The 14,977-nt window shown below is 71.3% G+C and carries 17 protein-coding genes and 1 tRNA gene; 9 read left to right on the forward strand and 9 right to left on the reverse strand.

All coding sequences use genetic code 11. The features are described from left to right. Positions 1-14: 14 nt before the first annotated feature. Both ettA and IEZ00_RS06770 read right to left on the reverse strand, forming a co-directional pair. Positions 15-1,691 (reverse strand): energy-dependent translational throttle protein EttA, encoded by a 1,677-nt coding sequence (gene ettA / locus IEZ00_RS06765; RefSeq protein ID WP_189222177.1) that lies wholly within the window; start codon positions 1,689-1,691, stop codon positions 15-17. A gap of 327 nt (positions 1,692-2,018) precedes the next feature. Next, complete coding sequence (locus tag IEZ00_RS06770) at positions 2,019-2,459, reverse strand: single-stranded DNA-binding protein (RefSeq protein ID WP_189222178.1); 441 nt, start codon at positions 2,457-2,459, stop codon at positions 2,019-2,021. Between the two features lie 248 nt (positions 2,460-2,707). Here IEZ00_RS06770 and IEZ00_RS06775 point away from each other — a divergent pair, with 248 nt between their 5' ends. The 3 genes from IEZ00_RS06775 to IEZ00_RS06785 are packed head-to-tail and all read left to right on the forward strand — an operon-like array spanning position 2,708 to position 5,077. Then, on the forward strand, positions 2,708-3,292 hold the full coding sequence (locus IEZ00_RS06775) for a TetR/AcrR family transcriptional regulator (RefSeq protein WP_229795169.1): 585 nt from the start codon (positions 2,708-2,710) through the stop codon (positions 3,290-3,292). Continuing rightward, the gene (locus IEZ00_RS06780; RefSeq protein WP_229795171.1) at positions 3,289-4,224 is read left to right on the forward strand and encodes an ATP-binding cassette domain-containing protein; all 936 of its coding nucleotides are present in this window, start codon (positions 3,289-3,291) and stop codon (positions 4,222-4,224) included. The genes IEZ00_RS06775 and IEZ00_RS06780 overlap by 4 nt, the downstream gene beginning before the upstream one ends. 13 nt (positions 4,225-4,237) lie before the next feature. Next, complete coding sequence (locus IEZ00_RS06785; protein ID WP_189222180.1) at positions 4,238-5,077, forward strand: ABC transporter permease; 840 nt, start codon at positions 4,238-4,240, stop codon at positions 5,075-5,077. Between the two features lie 10 nt (positions 5,078-5,087). Here IEZ00_RS06785 and IEZ00_RS06790 read toward each other — a convergent pair whose 3' ends face one another. After that, on the reverse strand, positions 5,088-7,052 hold the full coding sequence (locus IEZ00_RS06790; protein WP_229795173.1) for a bifunctional copper resistance protein CopD/cytochrome c oxidase assembly protein: 1,965 nt from the start codon (positions 7,050-7,052) through the stop codon (positions 5,088-5,090). A gap of 79 nt (positions 7,053-7,131) precedes the next feature. On the opposite strand from IEZ00_RS06790, the gene IEZ00_RS06795 reads away from it, so the two are divergent. Further along, positions 7,132-7,707 (forward strand): DUF3558 domain-containing protein, encoded by a 576-nt coding sequence (locus IEZ00_RS06795; protein WP_189222181.1) that lies wholly within the window; start codon positions 7,132-7,134, stop codon positions 7,705-7,707. Here the strand turns inward: IEZ00_RS06795 and IEZ00_RS06800 are convergent. Beyond that, positions 7,673-8,860, reverse strand: coding sequence for an MFS transporter (locus tag IEZ00_RS06800; RefSeq protein ID WP_189222182.1), 1,188 nt, complete (start codon positions 8,858-8,860; stop codon positions 7,673-7,675). The genes IEZ00_RS06795 and IEZ00_RS06800 overlap by 35 nt on opposite strands. Positions 8,861-8,922: 62 nt before the next feature. Here IEZ00_RS06800 and IEZ00_RS06805 point away from each other — a divergent pair, with 62 nt between their 5' ends. Beyond that, positions 8,923-9,999: a LacI family DNA-binding transcriptional regulator gene (locus IEZ00_RS06805; protein ID WP_189222183.1), complete on the forward strand. Its 1,077-nt coding sequence runs from the start codon at positions 8,923-8,925 to the stop codon at positions 9,997-9,999. 124 nt (positions 10,000-10,123) lie between these two features. Next, positions 10,124-10,196 (forward strand) — tRNA-Arg (locus IEZ00_RS06810). A 68-nt stretch (positions 10,197-10,264) separates the two neighbouring features. On the opposite strand, the gene IEZ00_RS06815 is transcribed toward IEZ00_RS06810, so the two are convergent. Next, positions 10,265-10,507: a hypothetical protein gene (locus IEZ00_RS06815; RefSeq protein ID WP_189222184.1), complete on the reverse strand. Its 243-nt coding sequence runs from the start codon at positions 10,505-10,507 to the stop codon at positions 10,265-10,267. A gap of 1 nt (position 10,508) precedes the next feature. Here IEZ00_RS06815 and IEZ00_RS06820 point away from each other — a divergent pair, with 1 nt between their 5' ends. Beyond that, positions 10,509-10,691 carry a hypothetical protein gene (locus tag IEZ00_RS06820; protein WP_189222185.1) on the forward strand — a complete coding sequence of 61 codons (183 nt, stop codon included), beginning with the start codon at positions 10,509-10,511 and terminating at the stop codon, positions 10,689-10,691. A 2-nt stretch (positions 10,692-10,693) separates the two neighbouring features. Then, the gene (locus tag IEZ00_RS06825) at positions 10,694-11,503 is read left to right on the forward strand and encodes a protein phosphatase 2C domain-containing protein (RefSeq protein WP_189222186.1); all 810 of its coding nucleotides are present in this window, start codon (positions 10,694-10,696) and stop codon (positions 11,501-11,503) included. Positions 11,504-11,714: 211 nt separating this feature from the next. Here IEZ00_RS06825 and IEZ00_RS06830 read toward each other — a convergent pair whose 3' ends face one another. From IEZ00_RS06830 to IEZ00_RS06845, 4 genes are all read right to left on the reverse strand, one after another. Further along, entirely contained in the window at positions 11,715-12,218 is a 504-nt protein-coding gene (locus IEZ00_RS06830; RefSeq protein WP_189222187.1) for a hypothetical protein, read from the reverse strand. Between the two features lie 27 nt (positions 12,219-12,245). Next, complete coding sequence (locus IEZ00_RS06835; RefSeq protein WP_189222188.1) at positions 12,246-12,512, reverse strand: BrnT family toxin; 267 nt, start codon at positions 12,510-12,512, stop codon at positions 12,246-12,248. Between the two features lie 160 nt (positions 12,513-12,672). Beyond that, positions 12,673-13,314 (reverse strand): TetR/AcrR family transcriptional regulator, encoded by a 642-nt coding sequence (locus IEZ00_RS06840; protein ID WP_189222189.1) that lies wholly within the window; start codon positions 13,312-13,314, stop codon positions 12,673-12,675. 23 nt (positions 13,315-13,337) lie between these two features. Then, entirely contained in the window at positions 13,338-14,024 is a 687-nt protein-coding gene (locus IEZ00_RS06845) for a TetR/AcrR family transcriptional regulator (RefSeq protein ID WP_189222190.1), read from the reverse strand. A 104-nt stretch (positions 14,025-14,128) separates the two neighbouring features. On the opposite strand from IEZ00_RS06845, the gene IEZ00_RS06850 reads away from it, so the two are divergent. Further along, a partial coding sequence (locus IEZ00_RS06850) for a zinc-binding dehydrogenase (RefSeq protein WP_229795175.1) occupies positions 14,129-14,977 on the forward strand: 849 nt, incomplete at its 3' end.

Consider the following 14,977-nt stretch of genomic DNA (forward strand, 5'->3'; position numbering starts at 1 on the left):
GAATCCCGCCCGGCTCAGTCGCGCGTGAGCTTGCGGTAGGTCACCCGGTGCGGACGCGCCGCGTCCGCGCCGAGGCGCTCGACCTTGTTCTTCTCGTACCCCTCGAAGTTGCCCTCGAACCAGTACCACTGGGCCGGGTTCTCGTCGGTGCCCTCCCACGCCAGGATGTGGGTGGCCACGCGGTCGAGGAACCAGCGGTCGTGCGAGATGACCACGGCGCAGCCGGGGAACTGCTCCAGCGCGTTCTCCAGCGACCCCAGCGTCTCCACGTCGAGGTCGTTGGTGGGCTCGTCGAGCAGGATCAGGTTGCCGCCCTGCTTGAGGGTCAGCGCCAGGTTGAGCCGGTTGCGCTCGCCGCCGGACAGCACGCCCGCGGGCTTCTGCTGGTCCGGCCCCTTGAAGCCGAACGCGCTGACGTACGCGCGCGAGGGCATCTCGACGTTGCCGACGTGGATGTAGTCCAGCCCGTCGGACACGACCTCCCACACGTTCTTCTTGGGGTCGATGCCCGCGCGGTTCTGGTCGACGTAGGACAGCTTGACCGTCTCGCCGATCTTCACCGTGCCCGCGTCCGGCTCCTCCAGGCCCACGATGGTCTTGAACAGCGTCGTCTTGCCCACGCCGTTGGGACCGATCACGCCGACGATGCCGTTGCGCGGCAGGCTGAACGACAGGCCGTCGATCAGCACCCGGTCGCCGAAGCCCTTCTTGAGGTTCTCCACCTCGACCACGACGTTGCCCAGGCGCGGGCCCGGCGGGATCTGGATCTCCTCGAAGTCGAGCTTGCGGGTCTTCTCCGCCTCGGTGGCCATCTCCTCGTAGCGGTTCAGGCGGGCCTTGGACTTGGCCTGCCGGGCCTTGGCGCCCGAGCGGACCCACTCCAGCTCGTCCTTGAGCCGCTTCTGCAGCTTCTGGTCCTTCTTGCCCTGGACCGCCAGGCGCTCGGCCTTCTTCTCCAGGTAGGTGGAGTAGTTGCCCTCGTAGGGGTGGGCCCGGCCGCGCTCCAGCTCCAGGATCCACTGGGACAGGTTGTCCAGGAAGTACCGGTCGTGGGTGACGGCCAGCACGGCGCCCTGGTACTGGGCCAGGTGCTGCTCCAGCCACAGCACGCTCTCGGCGTCCAGGTGGTTGGTGGGCTCGTCGAGCAGCAGCAGGTCGGGCTTGCTCAGCAGCAGCTTGCACAGCGCGACCCGGCGGCGCTCGCCACCGGACAGGTGCTTGACCTCGGCATCGGCGGGCGGGCAGCGCAGGGCGTCCATCGCCTGCTCCAGCTGGGAGTCCAGGTCCCACGCGTCGGCGTGGTCGAGCTCCTCCTGGAGCTGCCCCATCTCCTCCATCAGCTCGTCGGAGTAGTCGACGGCCATCTTCTCGGCGATCTCGTTGAAGCGGTCGAGCTTCACCTTGATCTCGCCGAGCCCCTCCTGCACGTTGCCCAGGACGGTCTTCTCCTCGTTGAGCGGCGGTTCCTGCTGGAGGATGCCCACCGTGTAGCCGGGCGAGAGGTACGCCTCGCCGTTGCCCGGTGTGTCCAGGCCGGCCATGATCTTCAGCACGCTCGACTTGCCCGCCCCGTTGGGGCCGACCACGCCGATCTTCGCACCGGGGTAGAACATGATCGTGACGTCATCGAGGATGACCTTGTCCCCGTGCGCCTTGCGCACCTTCTTCATGGTGTAGATGAACTCGGCCATGTCCGCGATCGTAGAGCGGTGCCGATCGGGCCAGAACCTCGGACGCCGGCAACGGCTCGGGTGACTCTCCGGAGTTGACGCGAACGGGTGTCACCCACACTTGCAACAGGGTGTCGGGGCCGTGCTGCCGCGACGCTGTGACCAGCGGGTCCGGTCGAATGCGCGAACTCTTCGGGGTGTCAAGCCCCCTGCCTGCGTACGGGCCCGCCCGGTGCCCGGTCCACGACCTCCCTCCTCCGGTGTCCGTTGACGGCGACTGCCGCCGTCCATTCTCCGCTGTCCGAACGTCCTGCGGCACGCGTTCGCGCCCCGGCTGTCCCGCCTCGCTCAGAACGGCGGCTCGGCCACCTCCTCCGGCGGGTGGGCCGCGACCGCCACCGGCTCGTCCTCGCCGTCCGGCGCGGCGCGGCCGCGGTGCGGTGTCGCGGTGCACCACCGCAGGTTCGGGCCCGCCGCGAGCGCATCCACCTCCACGTAGGTCCGCCTGGTGCCTTCGTGGTCCGCCTCGCGCACCCTCATCCGCCCGGTCACCACCACCGGGTCGCCCTTGCCCAGCGAGGCGTGGACGCCGTCGGCGAGACCGCGCCAGCAGGTGACGCCGATGAACATCCGGTTGCCGTCGACGAACTGCTCGCTGGCCCCGTCCCACCGCCGCTCCGCGGTGTGCATCCGGAAGTGGGCGCGGCTGACCCCCGCGCTCGTCAGGCCGTGCGCGACCTCGCCCGCCACCGTGCCCACGATCGTCACCCTGGTCTCGTTGTAGCTCATGCCCGCCTCCTCGCGTTGGTCGTGGGACCAGCTTCCAGAGTGCGGACCAGCGGGGAAAGCGGCCCGGCCGGACCTGTGGACAACCGGGTGCCCTGTGGATCAAAGACGATCTTGAACCGGGAACTGTCGGACCGTTCTGCTATGAGCGGAAATGAGTGAGCCCTCACTCGTTGACATGAGTGAGAACTCACTCATACGCTGGCCCCATGCCCGCGGACACCTCCCCATCCCGTCGACGCGCACCCGCGATGAGCCCCGAAGACCGCCGCGAGGCGATCGTCCAGGCCACCACGCCGCTGCTCTACCAGCACGGCGCCAACGTCACGACCAGTCAGATCGCGCGAGCGGCGGGCATCGCGGAGGGCACCGTCTTCCGGGCGTTCAAAGACAAGCAGGAACTCATCAGCGCCTGCGTCCACACGGCGCTGGCGGCCGACGCGGAACTGGACCTGATCGAGCGGATCGAGCCCGCGCGGCCGCTGCCCGAGCGGCTGTCCTGGGCCATCAGCGCGGTGTCGGGCTACCTGGAACGGGTCTGGGCGCTGGCCAGCGTCCTGCGCGACTCCGGCTACCACCCGCACGACGACCGCCACGAGCACGACCAGGAGCGCCCCGGCCCGGAGCAGCAGATGCAGCGCATCTCCCGCGGTGTCGCGGCGCTGTTCGAACCGGACGCGGACCGGCTGCGGGTGGACCCGGCCCTGGCGGCGCGGCTGCTGCTGGGCCTGGTGTTCACCAACCGGATGCAGGGCAAGGGCTTCGGGGAGGCCCAGGCCGAGAACGACCAGCTGGTGGAGCTGTTCCTGCACGGGGTTCTGAGGGGAGACCGGTGAACGACTTCATGATCGAGGCGACCGACGTCGGCAAGGCGTTCGGCGCGCAGAAGGCGCTGGACGGGGTGAGCGTCGCGGTGCCGAGGGGGACCGTGCTCGGCCTGCTCGGCCACAACGGCGCGGGCAAGACGACCCTGGTCAACGTGCTGACCACGATGCTGCCGCCGGACTCGGGCAGCGCGCGGGTGGCCGGGTTCGACGTGGTCGGCCAAGCCCACCAGGTGCGCAGCCGGATCGGGTTGACCGGCCAGTTCGCCGCGGTGGACGAGCAGCTGTCCGGCCTGGACAACCTGGTGCTGATCGCCCGCCTGCTGGGCGCGGGCCCGCGCGAGGCCCGCGCCCGCGCGGCCGAGCTGCTGGAGCTGTTCGGCCTGCGGGACGCGGCCAAGCGGCCGTCGCGCACCTACTCCGGCGGCATGCGCAGGCGGCTGGACCTGGCCGCGAGCCTGGTCGGGCACCCCGAGGTGATCTTCCTCGACGAGCCGACCACCGGCCTGGACCCGGCCAGCAGGCTGGGGCTGTGGGAGATCGTCCAAGGCCTGGTCACCGACGGCACCACGGTCCTGCTGACCACCCAGTACCTGGACGAGGCGGACCGGCTGGCCGACTCGATCACCGTGCTGGCCGCGGGCCGGGTGGTCGCCTCGGGGACCAGCGCGGAGCTCAAGGCCCAGGTGGGTCAGCGGACCGTGACGGTGACCATGGCCACCGCCGCCGACGCGACCACCGCGCTGGGGGCGCTGGAGCGGGCCGGGATGCACCCCGTGCACGACGCCGCGCACCACGCGCTGACCGCGCCCGTCACCTCGTCGCGCGAGCTGGCCGTGGTGGTCCGCGCCCTGGACGAGGTCGGCCTGGAAGCCGCCGAGCTGGCGCTGGGCGAACCGACCCTCGACGACGTCTACCTCACCCTCGCCCAGCACGCGGCGTGAACAGGAGCCCACGATGACCACCGCGTTCACCACCGCGCCCACCGCCATCCCCGCCGCGCCGCGCACCCGCTGGCGCGGCACCGGCTTCGGCACCCAGGTGCTCGTGCTGACCCAGCGCTCGCTGCGCGCCCTGGTCAGCGACCCGCGCATGATCGTGTTCAGCGTCCTGCAGCCGCTGGTCATGCTGACCCTGTTCAGCCAGATCTTCAGCAGCATCGCCAACACGCCCGGCTTCCCCCAGGGCGTGGCCTACATCGACTTCCTGATGCCCGCGATCCTGGTCAACACGGCCATGCAGGCCGCGCTGCAAGCGGGCGTCGGGCTGGTCACCGACATGAAGAACGGCGTGCTGGCCCGGTTCCGCTCGCTGCCCATCCGGCTGGGCTCGGTGCTGGTCGCGCGCAGCCTGTCCGACCTGGTCCGCACCGCCGCGCAGCTGCTGCTGATGCTGCTGTTCGCGGTGCTGGTCTTCGGCTTCGCCCCGGCGGGCGGGATCGCGGGCACCGCCGCGGCGCTGGCGCTGGCGCTGGCCGTGGGCTGGGGCCTGGGCTGGATCTTCCTGGCCATCGCGTCCTGGCTGCGCAACGCCGAGCTGATGCAGACCGTCGGCTTCCTGGCGATGTTCCCGCTGATGTTCGCCTCCAGCGCCTACGTCCCGGTCAGCGGCCTGCCCGGCTGGTTGCAGGCGGTGGCCGAGGTCAACCCGCTGACCTACGCGGTGGACGCGGCCCGCGCACTGGCGCTGGCGCACCCGGTGACCGGGGTCGTCGGCGCACTGGGGACGACCACGGTGCTGGCCGCGGTCGGCTGGGTGCTGGCGGTGCGCGGCTTCCGCCGCCCGCTGTCGCCCTGACCCGGCCTGCTCACCCCTTGCCCGACATCTTGCGCAGCATGGCGTTGTAGGCGGCCAGGTCCGCGTCGCCGTCCGCGTCCGCCCGGCGGTCGGCCCGCCGGGCGTCGCGGGCGTCGGAGCGGGCCCACTGCACCAGCAGCGCCACCATCACCACCAGCAGCGGCACCTCCCCCGCCGCCCACGCGATGCCGCCGCCCAGCCGCTGGTCCTCCAACTGCGAGGAGACCCAGGGCAGGCCGAGGGAGCGGTAGAAGTTCTCCCCGATGACGGTCTGCGAGCTCATCAGCACGATGCCGAAGAAGGCGTGGAACGGGATCGAGGCGAACAGCAGCCCCAGCCTGCCCAGCGGGGGCAGCCGGTGCGGCGCCGGGTCGATGCCGATCACCGGCCAGTAGAAGATGTAGCCGACCAGGATGAAGTGGGCGTTCATGGCCAGGTGCGCCCAGTGGTAGCCCAGCGCCACGTCGAACAGGCCGGAGAAGTACAGGCCGTAGAACGAGCCGACGAACAGCGCCAGCGCCACCAGCGGGTTGGTCAGCAGGCGCGACACCGGGGAGTGCACGAACGCCAGCAGCCACTCGCGCGGACCGGGCGGGTTGCCCTTGCCCGCCGTCGGCAGCGCGCGCAGCGCCAGCGTCACCGGCCCGCCCAGCACCAGCAGGATCGGCGCCAGCATGGACAGCAGCATGTGGCTCTCCATGTGCACGCTGAACATCGCGGGCGCGTACCGGCCCAGCCCGGAGGAGGTGGCCAGCAGCAGCGTCAGGCAGCCCGCCAGCCACGCCGCGGTGCGACCGACCGGCCAGGCGTCGCCACGCTTGCGCAGCCGCCGCACGCCCAGCGCGTACAGCACCCCCAGCACCACCGCCGCGGTGCCGAAGACCAGGTCGAACCGCCAGTCGAACAGCAGCCGGGCCGCGGTCGGGGCACCGCTGAGGTCGTAGCCGATGAGCAGTTCCACGGTGCTGGGCAGCGCCCGGCCCTCGGCGGGCGGCGGCGTGCGGCTCAGCGCCGAGGCCAAGCCGAGCGTGGCGAACATCAGCAGCACCTCGACACCCGCCAGCCGCAGCAGCGCCCGCCCCGAGCCGGTTTCCACGACCTGCCGGACGCCCTTGGCGCGCTGGAAGTAGCCGATCACGCCGAGCCCGGCCAGCGCGGCCGTCTTCGCCACCACCAGCAGCCCGTAGTCGCTGGTGAACACCTGGCTCAGCGGCAGCCGCACCCAGGCGTTGACCACGCCGGAGACGGCCATCACCACCCAGCACACCAGCGCCAGCTTGGAGAACCGCGAGGTGGCCAGTCCCAGGTGCGCGCCGCCGCGCCGCCCGTGCGCCAGCAGCGCCACCAGGCCGCCGACCCACAGCGCCGCCGCGACCAGGTGGTACAGCAGGCTGTTGGTGGCCAGGTCGTGCGAGCCGCCGCCGGACGAGTGCCCGGTCACCGCCACCGGCACCAGGGCGAACACGGACAGGAAGAACAGCGCCGCGGTCCAGCCCCAGGACAGCACCAGCCTGCACCCCAGCGCCAGCAGCGCCACCAGCACCGCGGTGATCATCCACGCCTTGGCCTGCTCCAGCAGGCCGACCAGCTGCAGCAGCACCGGGGGGTCGAGCAGGGAGGTCACCGGCTGGCCCAGCGCGTCGGCGACGGTGAACGGCACCGCCAGCAGCGCGGCCAGCGTCCACACCAGCGCCGACCAGCCCGCCGTGCGCAGCGCGGCGTAGCCGTCGGCGGCCACCGTCCCGGACGCCTGCGGCGGCACCAGGAAGGCGGCCAGCAGCAGCGAGCCGATGGTCACCACGGCGGCGGATTCGGCCAGCACCCGCACCACGAGCATCCCCGACGCCGCCTCGCCGGTCAGCGCGGCGAGACCGGCCGCGAGGAACGCGGCGATGGCGGTGCCGACGACCAGCAGGGGGATCAGGCCGGTGCGCGCCGGGCGGGCGCTGGTCGGCTGGACCTGGGTGGAAGTCACGAGTCGAGAGTAGGCGGCCCGGCAAAGCCGTCGGCAACCGCCGGACGTGCGCAGATCACACCGGCTACGGTTGCGCGTCGTGACCAGCTCCCGCACGTGGACCGCGCTCGCGCTGACCGCGCTGGCCCTCACCGGTTGCAGCTACAGCGTCAACGGCACCCCGCTGCCGGGGGCCGGGTCCGCCCCGCCGAGCGCGCCCGCCACGTCCTCGGCGGACGCGCCGCCGAAGATCGGCAGGCAGCGCTCGGTGGCGGGCGTGGACCCGTGCTCGCTGCTCACCGCCGGCGACCTCGCCGACATCGGACCGCCGAAGAAGGAGCCCGCGCGCAAGGACGACGTGATCCCGGAGTCCTGCCAGTACGTGCTCGACGACGGCACGCCCGCGGGCCGGACCGTGGTGACCGCGCTCTACCAGAAGTACGAGCAGGTGCGGGCACGCCAGGCCAAGGGCAGCGAGGAGGTGCTCGAAGGACACTCGGCCTGGGTGCTGTGCGACCTCAGCGGCAACGAGATGGCCTGCACGGTGACCATCGCGGTCAACGCCAACCGCAGCGTCCTGGTGGCGATGACCCAGCCCGGCGGCGCGGCCGAGCGGATGCTGGCGGTGATGCGACCGCTGGTCAGGTCCGCGCTGAACCGACTTCCCCCGGCGTGAGCTCGCGTGCGCGGGCGCGGGCGGCCAGCCACACGGCGGGCACGATGAGCGCGATCACGACCGCCACGAACCCCAGGGAGACCGACAGGGAGCTGGCGTGCGCCAGGCCGCCGACGATGGGCGGCCCGGCCAGGAAGCCGGTGTAGGCCACCGTCGTCACCAGGCCGATCTCGCGCTCGCCGCCGGTGCCGTCGGCACGCCGCCCCGCCTCGCCCGCCAGGTCCATGACCACCGGGAACGAGAACGCCAGCCCCAGCCCGGCCAGCGCGAAGCCCGCGTAGCCCAAGGCGGGCAGCGGCACCAGCACGGCCAGCGCGAGTCCCGCCGCGGCCACCACCGCGCCGCCCGCGAGCAGCCGGTACGGGCCGAAGCGGCGCTGCGCGGGTTCACCCAGCAGCCGGGCCGCCGCCATGGTGATGGAGAACCCCGCGTACGCCGCGGCGGCCGCGCCCTCGCCGATGCCGCGCTCGCGGACGAAGAACAGCGCGGACCAGTCCGCCGAGGCGCCCTCGGCGATCGCCGAGCACAGCGCGATGCCCGCCAGCAGCCACAGCACCGGGCGGCGCAGCACCGGCCGCTGGGCGACCTGCTCACGACCGCGCTCCGGGGAACCGCCCGGCACCGCCCCGGCGACCGCGAGCAGCAGCAACAGGCCGGCCACCGCGGCGACCACGAAGTGCCGCAACGGGCTCCACCCCGCCGCGGCTGCGGCCGCAGCGCCGACCGAGCCGACCAGCCCGCCGACGCTGAAGCCCGCGTGGAACTGCGGCATCAGCGGCCGTTCCAGGGCGCGGACCACCGACACCGCGGCGATGTTCATGGCGACGTCCAGCGCGGCCACCGCCGAGCCCAGGACGAACAGCACCAGGCCCAGTTGCAGCGGCGTGCCCACCAGGCCCACCACGGGCAGCACGGCGGCGCTGAGCACGCCGCTGCCCAGCACCACCGCGCGGGAGCCGACCGCCGCGCAGACCCGCGCGGCGAAGGGCGCGGTGAGCGCCAGCCCGAGGCTCGCGCCCAGCAGCGCCAGGCCCAGCACGCCCTCGCTCGCGCCGACCTGCTGGGCCAGCGCGGGGATCCTGGCCGCCCATGAGCCGTACACCGCGCCGTTGAACAGGAAGATCGCGAAGACCGCGACGCGTGGAGTAGCCATGCGGAGCAGTGTGACTGAAGCGCTTCAGAACAGCCACTCGCCGATCTCGTTAGTCTCCTCACGTGGACGTCGACCGGCCGCGCAAGCCGACCCTCGACACCGTCGCCGGTGCCGTCGGGGTCTCGCGCGCCACCGTGTCGAACGCCTACAACCGCCCCGACCAGCTGTCGGCGGCGCTGCGCGAGCGCATCCTGGAGACCGCGGCGGCCCTGGGCTACCCCGGCCCGGACCCGGTCGCCCGCAGCCTGGCGACCCGGCACAGCGCCGCGGTGGCCTTCATGCTCGGCCAGCAGCTGTCCGCGTCGTTCTCCGACCCGGCGCTGTCGATCGTGCTGGACGGCCTCGCCTCGACGGTCGACGGGCACGACCACTGCCTGGTGCTCATGCCGGGCGGAGCGGACCGGGGCGGCCCGCGCCCGCAGACCGTGGCCCGCGCCCAGGCCGACGTCGTGGTGGCCTACTCCCTGCCCGACGACGCCCCCGCCCTCGCCGCCGTGCGCGCCAGGGGGCTGCCCATGGTGGTCATCGACCAACCGGTGCTGCCGGACACCGCGCGGGTCGAGGTCGACGACGCGGGCGGCGCCCGGCTGGCCGCCGCCCACCTGCTGGAGCTGGGCCACCGCCGGTTCGCCGTGGTGACGTTCAGCCTGCGCCCCGACGGCGGCAACGGCCCGGCCTCCCCCGCCCGGCTGGCGGAGGCGACGTTCCGGGTGAGCCGGGACCGGCTGACCGGCTACCTGTCCGAGCTGCGCGCGGCGGGCGTGGTGGACGTGCCGGTGTGGGAGTGCTCCGGGAGCAGGCGCGAACTGTCCCGCTCGGCGGGCAGGACCCTGCTGACGGGCGACGACCGCCCCACCGCCGTGCTGTGCGCCTCGGACGAACTCGCCTTCGGCGTCCTGCAGGCGGCCCGCGACCTGGGGCTGGCGGTGCCGGAGGACGTGTCGGTGGTGGGTTTCGACGACGTCCCGGCGGCGGAGCACGCCGAACCGCCGCTGACCACGGTGCGTCAACCGCTGGTCGACAAGGGGCGCCACGCGGGCGAGCTGGCGCTGAGACTGCTCGACGGCGGTAGACCGGGGCCACCGACCAGGCTCGCCGTCACGCTGGTGGAACGCGCCTCGACCGCGCTTCACACGTGATCTACCCCACTTTTGCGGCTTGTTGAGCGGACAACCGGCCAGAAGTGGAAACGGTTCGGGCCTTCCGGACGATGTGTCCGGTGGGGCGGCTGCGCTGCTACGCCGCGTGGTCGACGCCCCTCCAGCCTCCGTAGCTCAGTGGAGAGAGCGAGGGACTTCTAATCCCGAGGTCGCAGGTTCGAATCCTGCCGGGGGCGCATGAGTGCTGGTAGGACGCTGGGGGCCGATCACTGGTCATGATCGGCCCACGTCAAACCCACATGATTCACTTCTGCGGTCGGAGCCTGTCCAGTGCCGCCGCGGCTGCCGTGCCGACCGCCCGGCGGTTCATGTAGACGTCCGGGGCGTGCTCACCTGGGATCTTGCGCTTGCGCATCCCTACGGGCCTGGTGCGCTCCCGCACCACCAGGCCCGCACCGGCCACCCGGATGACCGTGCCTTCCAGCGCCACCGCCGAGGCGTTGAAGTCCGTCCACGTCCAGAGCGGCGCTGGGAGTAACCATGTCATCGTGCACATCGCCTGCCTGCACGCGCTCGGCTCGATCGGCGCGGCCCACCACATCACCAGCACCGTTGCTGACCTGTTCTCCGAGTTCGGCGACTCCGAGTTCAGCATGGCGGTCACAACCAAGTTCGACGGCCTGACGCCCGAGACGCCGAAGGTTCTCGTCCCACCACGGAAGTGGGCCTAACCGTGTTCCGCGGTGCGAGCCTTGCTGGCAGCGGCTCTCCCGATGGCGGTCAGGACCGCTGGGCGGACTGCGGCACGAGCGCGGTCGTGCTCGACGGGGCATCCAGCTTCACCCCCGCCGTCGTGGACGCGACGCACTACGTCGACCAGCTCTGCGCCGAGCTGGCCCACCGACTACGCGGCCACGAGGGCGACCTGGTCGACGTTCTCGGTAGCTGCATCGCCGCAGTGGCAGGCCGGTTGTCCCTGCAACGCGGACAGTCACCGTCATCCACGGTACTCATAGCCAGGGAACGCGGTGACAACTTCGACGTTCTCGCACTCGGCGACAGCACCGCCGTGGTGTCGCGGAATGGAGAGGTCGACCGCATCACCGACGACCGACTAGCCGCAGTAGGCCACGACCTTCGACGCCAGTACCAATCGAGGCTGACTACTGGCGTCGGCTATGACGACACACACCGTCGACTCTTGCGGCAGCTCCAGGAGCAGGAGTTGACAGCACGGAACACTTCTGGCGGCTACTGGATCGCAGAGGCCGACGAGCGAGCCGCCGAGAAAGCCGTCCTGCGAACGTCCCCGCTCTCCGAGGTCGACTGGTGCGTTCTGGCCACGGACGGCGTTCAACGCCCAGTGGATCACCTCGGTATCCGATGGTCGGACATTGCGCACATGAGCGCCGCCGAGTTGGCCGAACTACTGGCCGAACTGCACCGCTGGGAAGCAGTCGACGACCCCGACGGCGAAGTCCTACCCCGCTCGAAGCGCCACGACGACAAGGCCGTAGTCGTCTGGACCCGGCCCCGGCTCTAGCCCGCCGTCCAGCAGCAGCGGCGCACACGTGTTCAAAGTTTTCTCTTCATCAAGGCGGCCGCTGCCGAGGCCACACGCGTCGCTGCGCCTCAGGCCGCGCGGCAAGGGCGCGAGGCCCACCCCGGCACCCACACCTACCGGCGGTCGGAGGCACGCACGACCTGGCAGCCGCCGCAACACACGTATGTTCCGCAAGATCAGCGAGACGGTGCTACTTACTCCTGGCCTTCGCCCTCGGTGTAAGTCGGTCGCCTGTCGCGACCTTGTTGAGCACGCCTGCGGCGATCTCGGGCATGCGTTTGCCCTTGAAGGTCTTTCCGCTCGCGACGACCTTCACGAACTTACCCGTGCTCGCCCGCTGCCGCTTTTGCCTTCCCTCGACTCCGCTGCGGTTAGATCCAGTGGATCGACTCGGCGGAGGAGGCACTCTTTGGCCGACCACCGTCAGAATTGCCTGCTCCAGCACGTCAACACGCTGCTCCAAGCTCCCGTCCCCGTCACGGGCGCGCTCCAACAGCGTCCGGATCCACGCGCTCGGCTTCATGTGCTCGGCGTTAGCGCGCTCGCGAACCCAATCAAGCAGCGACTTGGGGAGCCGAAGGGAAGTCGTGACCATAGGATCGTCGACGGTGTCGACTTCCCACTGACCTTCTTCCATGCTTTCACTCGTGTCGTGCGAGTCATAGTAGTCGCGAAGATCCTGGATTCTGCTCATGGCGAGTGCCCTTCGATGAGTGGACGTTCAGTTGGCCTTCCGGTCGAATGTGCGACGTTCCTGTTGGGTCATGTCACGAGCGGTCACCACGAAGTGACCGCCCACCAGCGCCTCACTGAGGATCACCAGTAGGTAGCGACCAGCATCCGTTTGGCCGTACACCTCAGTGACGTCCTCCCTGCCTCGCCGCGTCAAGCGTGGTCTGGTGTAGACCACCTGTTCCACCTCGTCGGGAGACACCTGATGGCGCGCGATGTGCGCCTCGGACTCGTCTGTCCAGTGGATCTCCCGCACTTGACCAGTGTAATACTTCGCATTGCATCGTGCTACAGCGTCGCACATGGCCGCACGCCCACTAATGGACAACGGCTCGCCTAGAGGCATCTGGGGGCAACGTCATGTCCGGGACGCCAGGGGCGCGGTCCGTCCGGTCGCCCTCCAGCGGCGGCTGTCCTCAGCGGTCGGTGAGGCGCGCCAGTGAGGTGATGAGGCGTTCGGCGATGTCGGGCGGCCAGGGGAAGGCGGGGGCGGCCACTCGCTGGTCGGCCAGGCCGTGCAGGCCCAGCCACAGCGCGACCGCGTCGGCGAAGGTGTCGGTGCTGGTCGAGCAGCCCGCGGTGACGCAGTCGGCCAAGGCTTCGGCGAGCAGCAGCATGCTCGACCGGCCGAGGGTGGCCATGTCCTGCTCGGTCACCGACGCCGTGCTCAGGTCGGGCGTCCAGACTCCCCCGAACATGGCGCGGTAGCGGCCGGGGCGCGTCCGCGCGAACTCCAGGTAGCTGTGGCACAGCGCCAGCAGCCGTGCGCGGGGCGCGTCGCCCGCGGCGTTCACGTCCGCCCTCAGCCGCTCGTCCAGTTCCGCGAAGGCGTTGCGGGTCACGGCCAGCATGATGGCGGGTTGGTCGGGGAAGTGGCGGTAGATGGACGGGGCGGCGATCCCGACGCGGCGAGCGACGGAGCGCAGGGTGATGGCGCTCTCGTCACCGGTTTCCTCGAGCAGGTCGACCGCCGCGGCCACGATTTCCTCGCGCAACCGAGCGCCTTCCCCACGGCGGTTGCGGGCACGGGTGCGCGTCGCCGACCCGTCTTCTGCCATTGCGTCAGCTTACAGCGCGAAGCCTATGGACGACGCGCTTCGATCTCCGTCTCGACACACCGGCCCCGCGCTCCTGTGTCGTTCAGGTGCGCCAGTGCGGTGATCACGCGTCGGGCGGTGCCCGCAGGCCACGCGAAGTTGGTGCTCACGGCCGACTGGTGAGCCAGGCCGTGCAGCCCGAGCCACAGCGCGACCGCACCGGTAATGGGCTCGGCGCTGGTGGTGTGCCCCGCGCGGGCGCATTCCTCCAGCACCTCGCGGAGCAGGGTCAAACATCCATCGCCCAGTGCCGCCAGGTCCGCCGCCGTCGGTGATGTTCCGCTGGGCGCGGGCATCCGCGCTCTGCCGAACATGGCGCGGTAGCGCTCGGGGTGCCACCGGGCGAAGTCCAGGTAGCCGTCGCAGACGGCGAACAACCGGCGCCGGGGGTCGTCGCCCGCGGCGGCCAGGCCGTGGCGCAGCGCCGCTTCCAGTTCCGCGAAGGCCCGCCGGACCGCCGCCAGCACGATGGCCGACCGGTCGGGGAAGTGGCGGTAGATCGACGGCGCCGCGATCCCCGCCCTGCGGGCGACCGATCGCAGGCTGATCGCGGTCCCGTCGCCGGTCTCGTCGAGCAGTTCCGCCGCCGCGGCGACGATCCGCTCGCGCAGGCGCGATCCCCCGTCCCTGGGGTTGCGGGCACGAGCGGGAGGGGCCTGGTCGTTCGCCACGTCATCACCTCACGTCCGAGAACTTCTGCGGATTCCCTTGCCCCTCGCAAGCTTACAGCTGTAGCCTTACAGCTGTAAGCAAACAAGCGCACCGGAGGAACACCATGAACGCCATCACCGCCACCGAGGTCGTCATGCCGGGCAAGGTCGAGCCCGACGGCCTGCGCGTGCGGTCCCGCAAGCTGCCTCCACCCGCCAAGGGGCAGGTAGTCCTGCGGATGGAGGCGACCGGCGTGTGCTTCGCCGAGCAGCAGATGCGGCTGGGCAGGTACTACGACCAGCCTGCGTTTCCCTTCGTGCCCGGCTACGACGTGGTCGGCACGGTGACCGCCGTCGGCGAGGGCGTGGACGTCGCGATGATCGGCCGCCGGTACGCGGCGGTGACCATGATCGGCGGCTGGGCGAGTTCCCTGTTGCTGGAGGCGGCCGACCTGGTGGCCGTGCCCGACGAGGTGGGGTCGGTCGAGGCGGAGGCCGTCCTGGTCAACGGGATCACGGCCTGGCAGATGCTGCACCGCACCGCCGCGGTCGCACCGGGCGCGACGATCGTGGTGCTGGGCGCCAACGGAGGTGTCGGTTCCCTCCTGGTGCGGTTGGCCCTGCACGCCGGGATGACGGTGATCGGCACCGCGTCGGCCCGGCACCACGACATGCTGCGCGAGATCGGCGTGAGCCCGGTGGACTACCGCGACCCCGACATGTACCGGAAGATCCGGGAGTTGGCGCCCGAGGGCGTGGACGCGGTGTTCGACCACGTCGGCTCCGACCTGGCCGAGTCGTGGCGGCTGGTGCGGCGCGGCGGGACGCTGGTGTCCTACGGCACGGCGGCCGCGAAGAACGACACCGGCAACTCCCAACTGCCGGTGCTGAAGTCCTTCAGCCGTCTCGCGGCCTGGAACTACCTGCCCAACGGCAAGAGCGCGCACTTCTACAACCTCTGGGCGGGCAAGCGC

It is taken from the genome of Saccharothrix coeruleofusca, assembly GCF_014648515.1.
Taxonomy (GTDB): Bacteria; Actinomycetota; Actinomycetes; order Mycobacteriales; family Pseudonocardiaceae; genus Actinosynnema; species Actinosynnema coeruleofuscum.

Bases quoted from the DNA above. Each gene is read 5' to 3' on its own strand.
- ettA (WP_189222177.1), bottom strand. From the start codon at position 1,691: ATGGCCGAGTTCATCTACACCATGAAGAAGGTGCGCAAGGCGCACGGG.
- IEZ00_RS06770 (WP_189222178.1), bottom strand. From the start codon at position 2,459: ATGAGCTACAACGAGACCAGGGTGACGATCGTGGGCACGGTGGCGGGC.
- IEZ00_RS06775 (WP_229795169.1), top strand. From the start codon at position 2,708: ATGAGCCCCGAAGACCGCCGCGAGGCGATCGTCCAGGCCACCACGCCG.
- IEZ00_RS06785 (WP_189222180.1), top strand. From the start codon at position 4,238: ATGACCACCGCGTTCACCACCGCGCCCACCGCCATCCCCGCCGCGCCG.
- IEZ00_RS06800 (WP_189222182.1), bottom strand. From the start codon at position 8,860: ATGGCTACTCCACGCGTCGCGGTCTTCGCGATCTTCCTGTTCAACGGC.
- IEZ00_RS06815 (WP_189222184.1), bottom strand. From the start codon at position 10,507: ATGACATGGTTACTCCCAGCGCCGCTCTGGACGTGGACGGACTTCAAC.
- IEZ00_RS06830 (WP_189222187.1), bottom strand. From the start codon at position 12,218: ATGAGCAGAATCCAGGATCTTCGCGACTACTATGACTCGCACGACACG.
- IEZ00_RS06840 (WP_189222189.1), bottom strand. From the start codon at position 13,314: ATGGCAGAAGACGGGTCGGCGACGCGCACCCGTGCCCGCAACCGCCGT.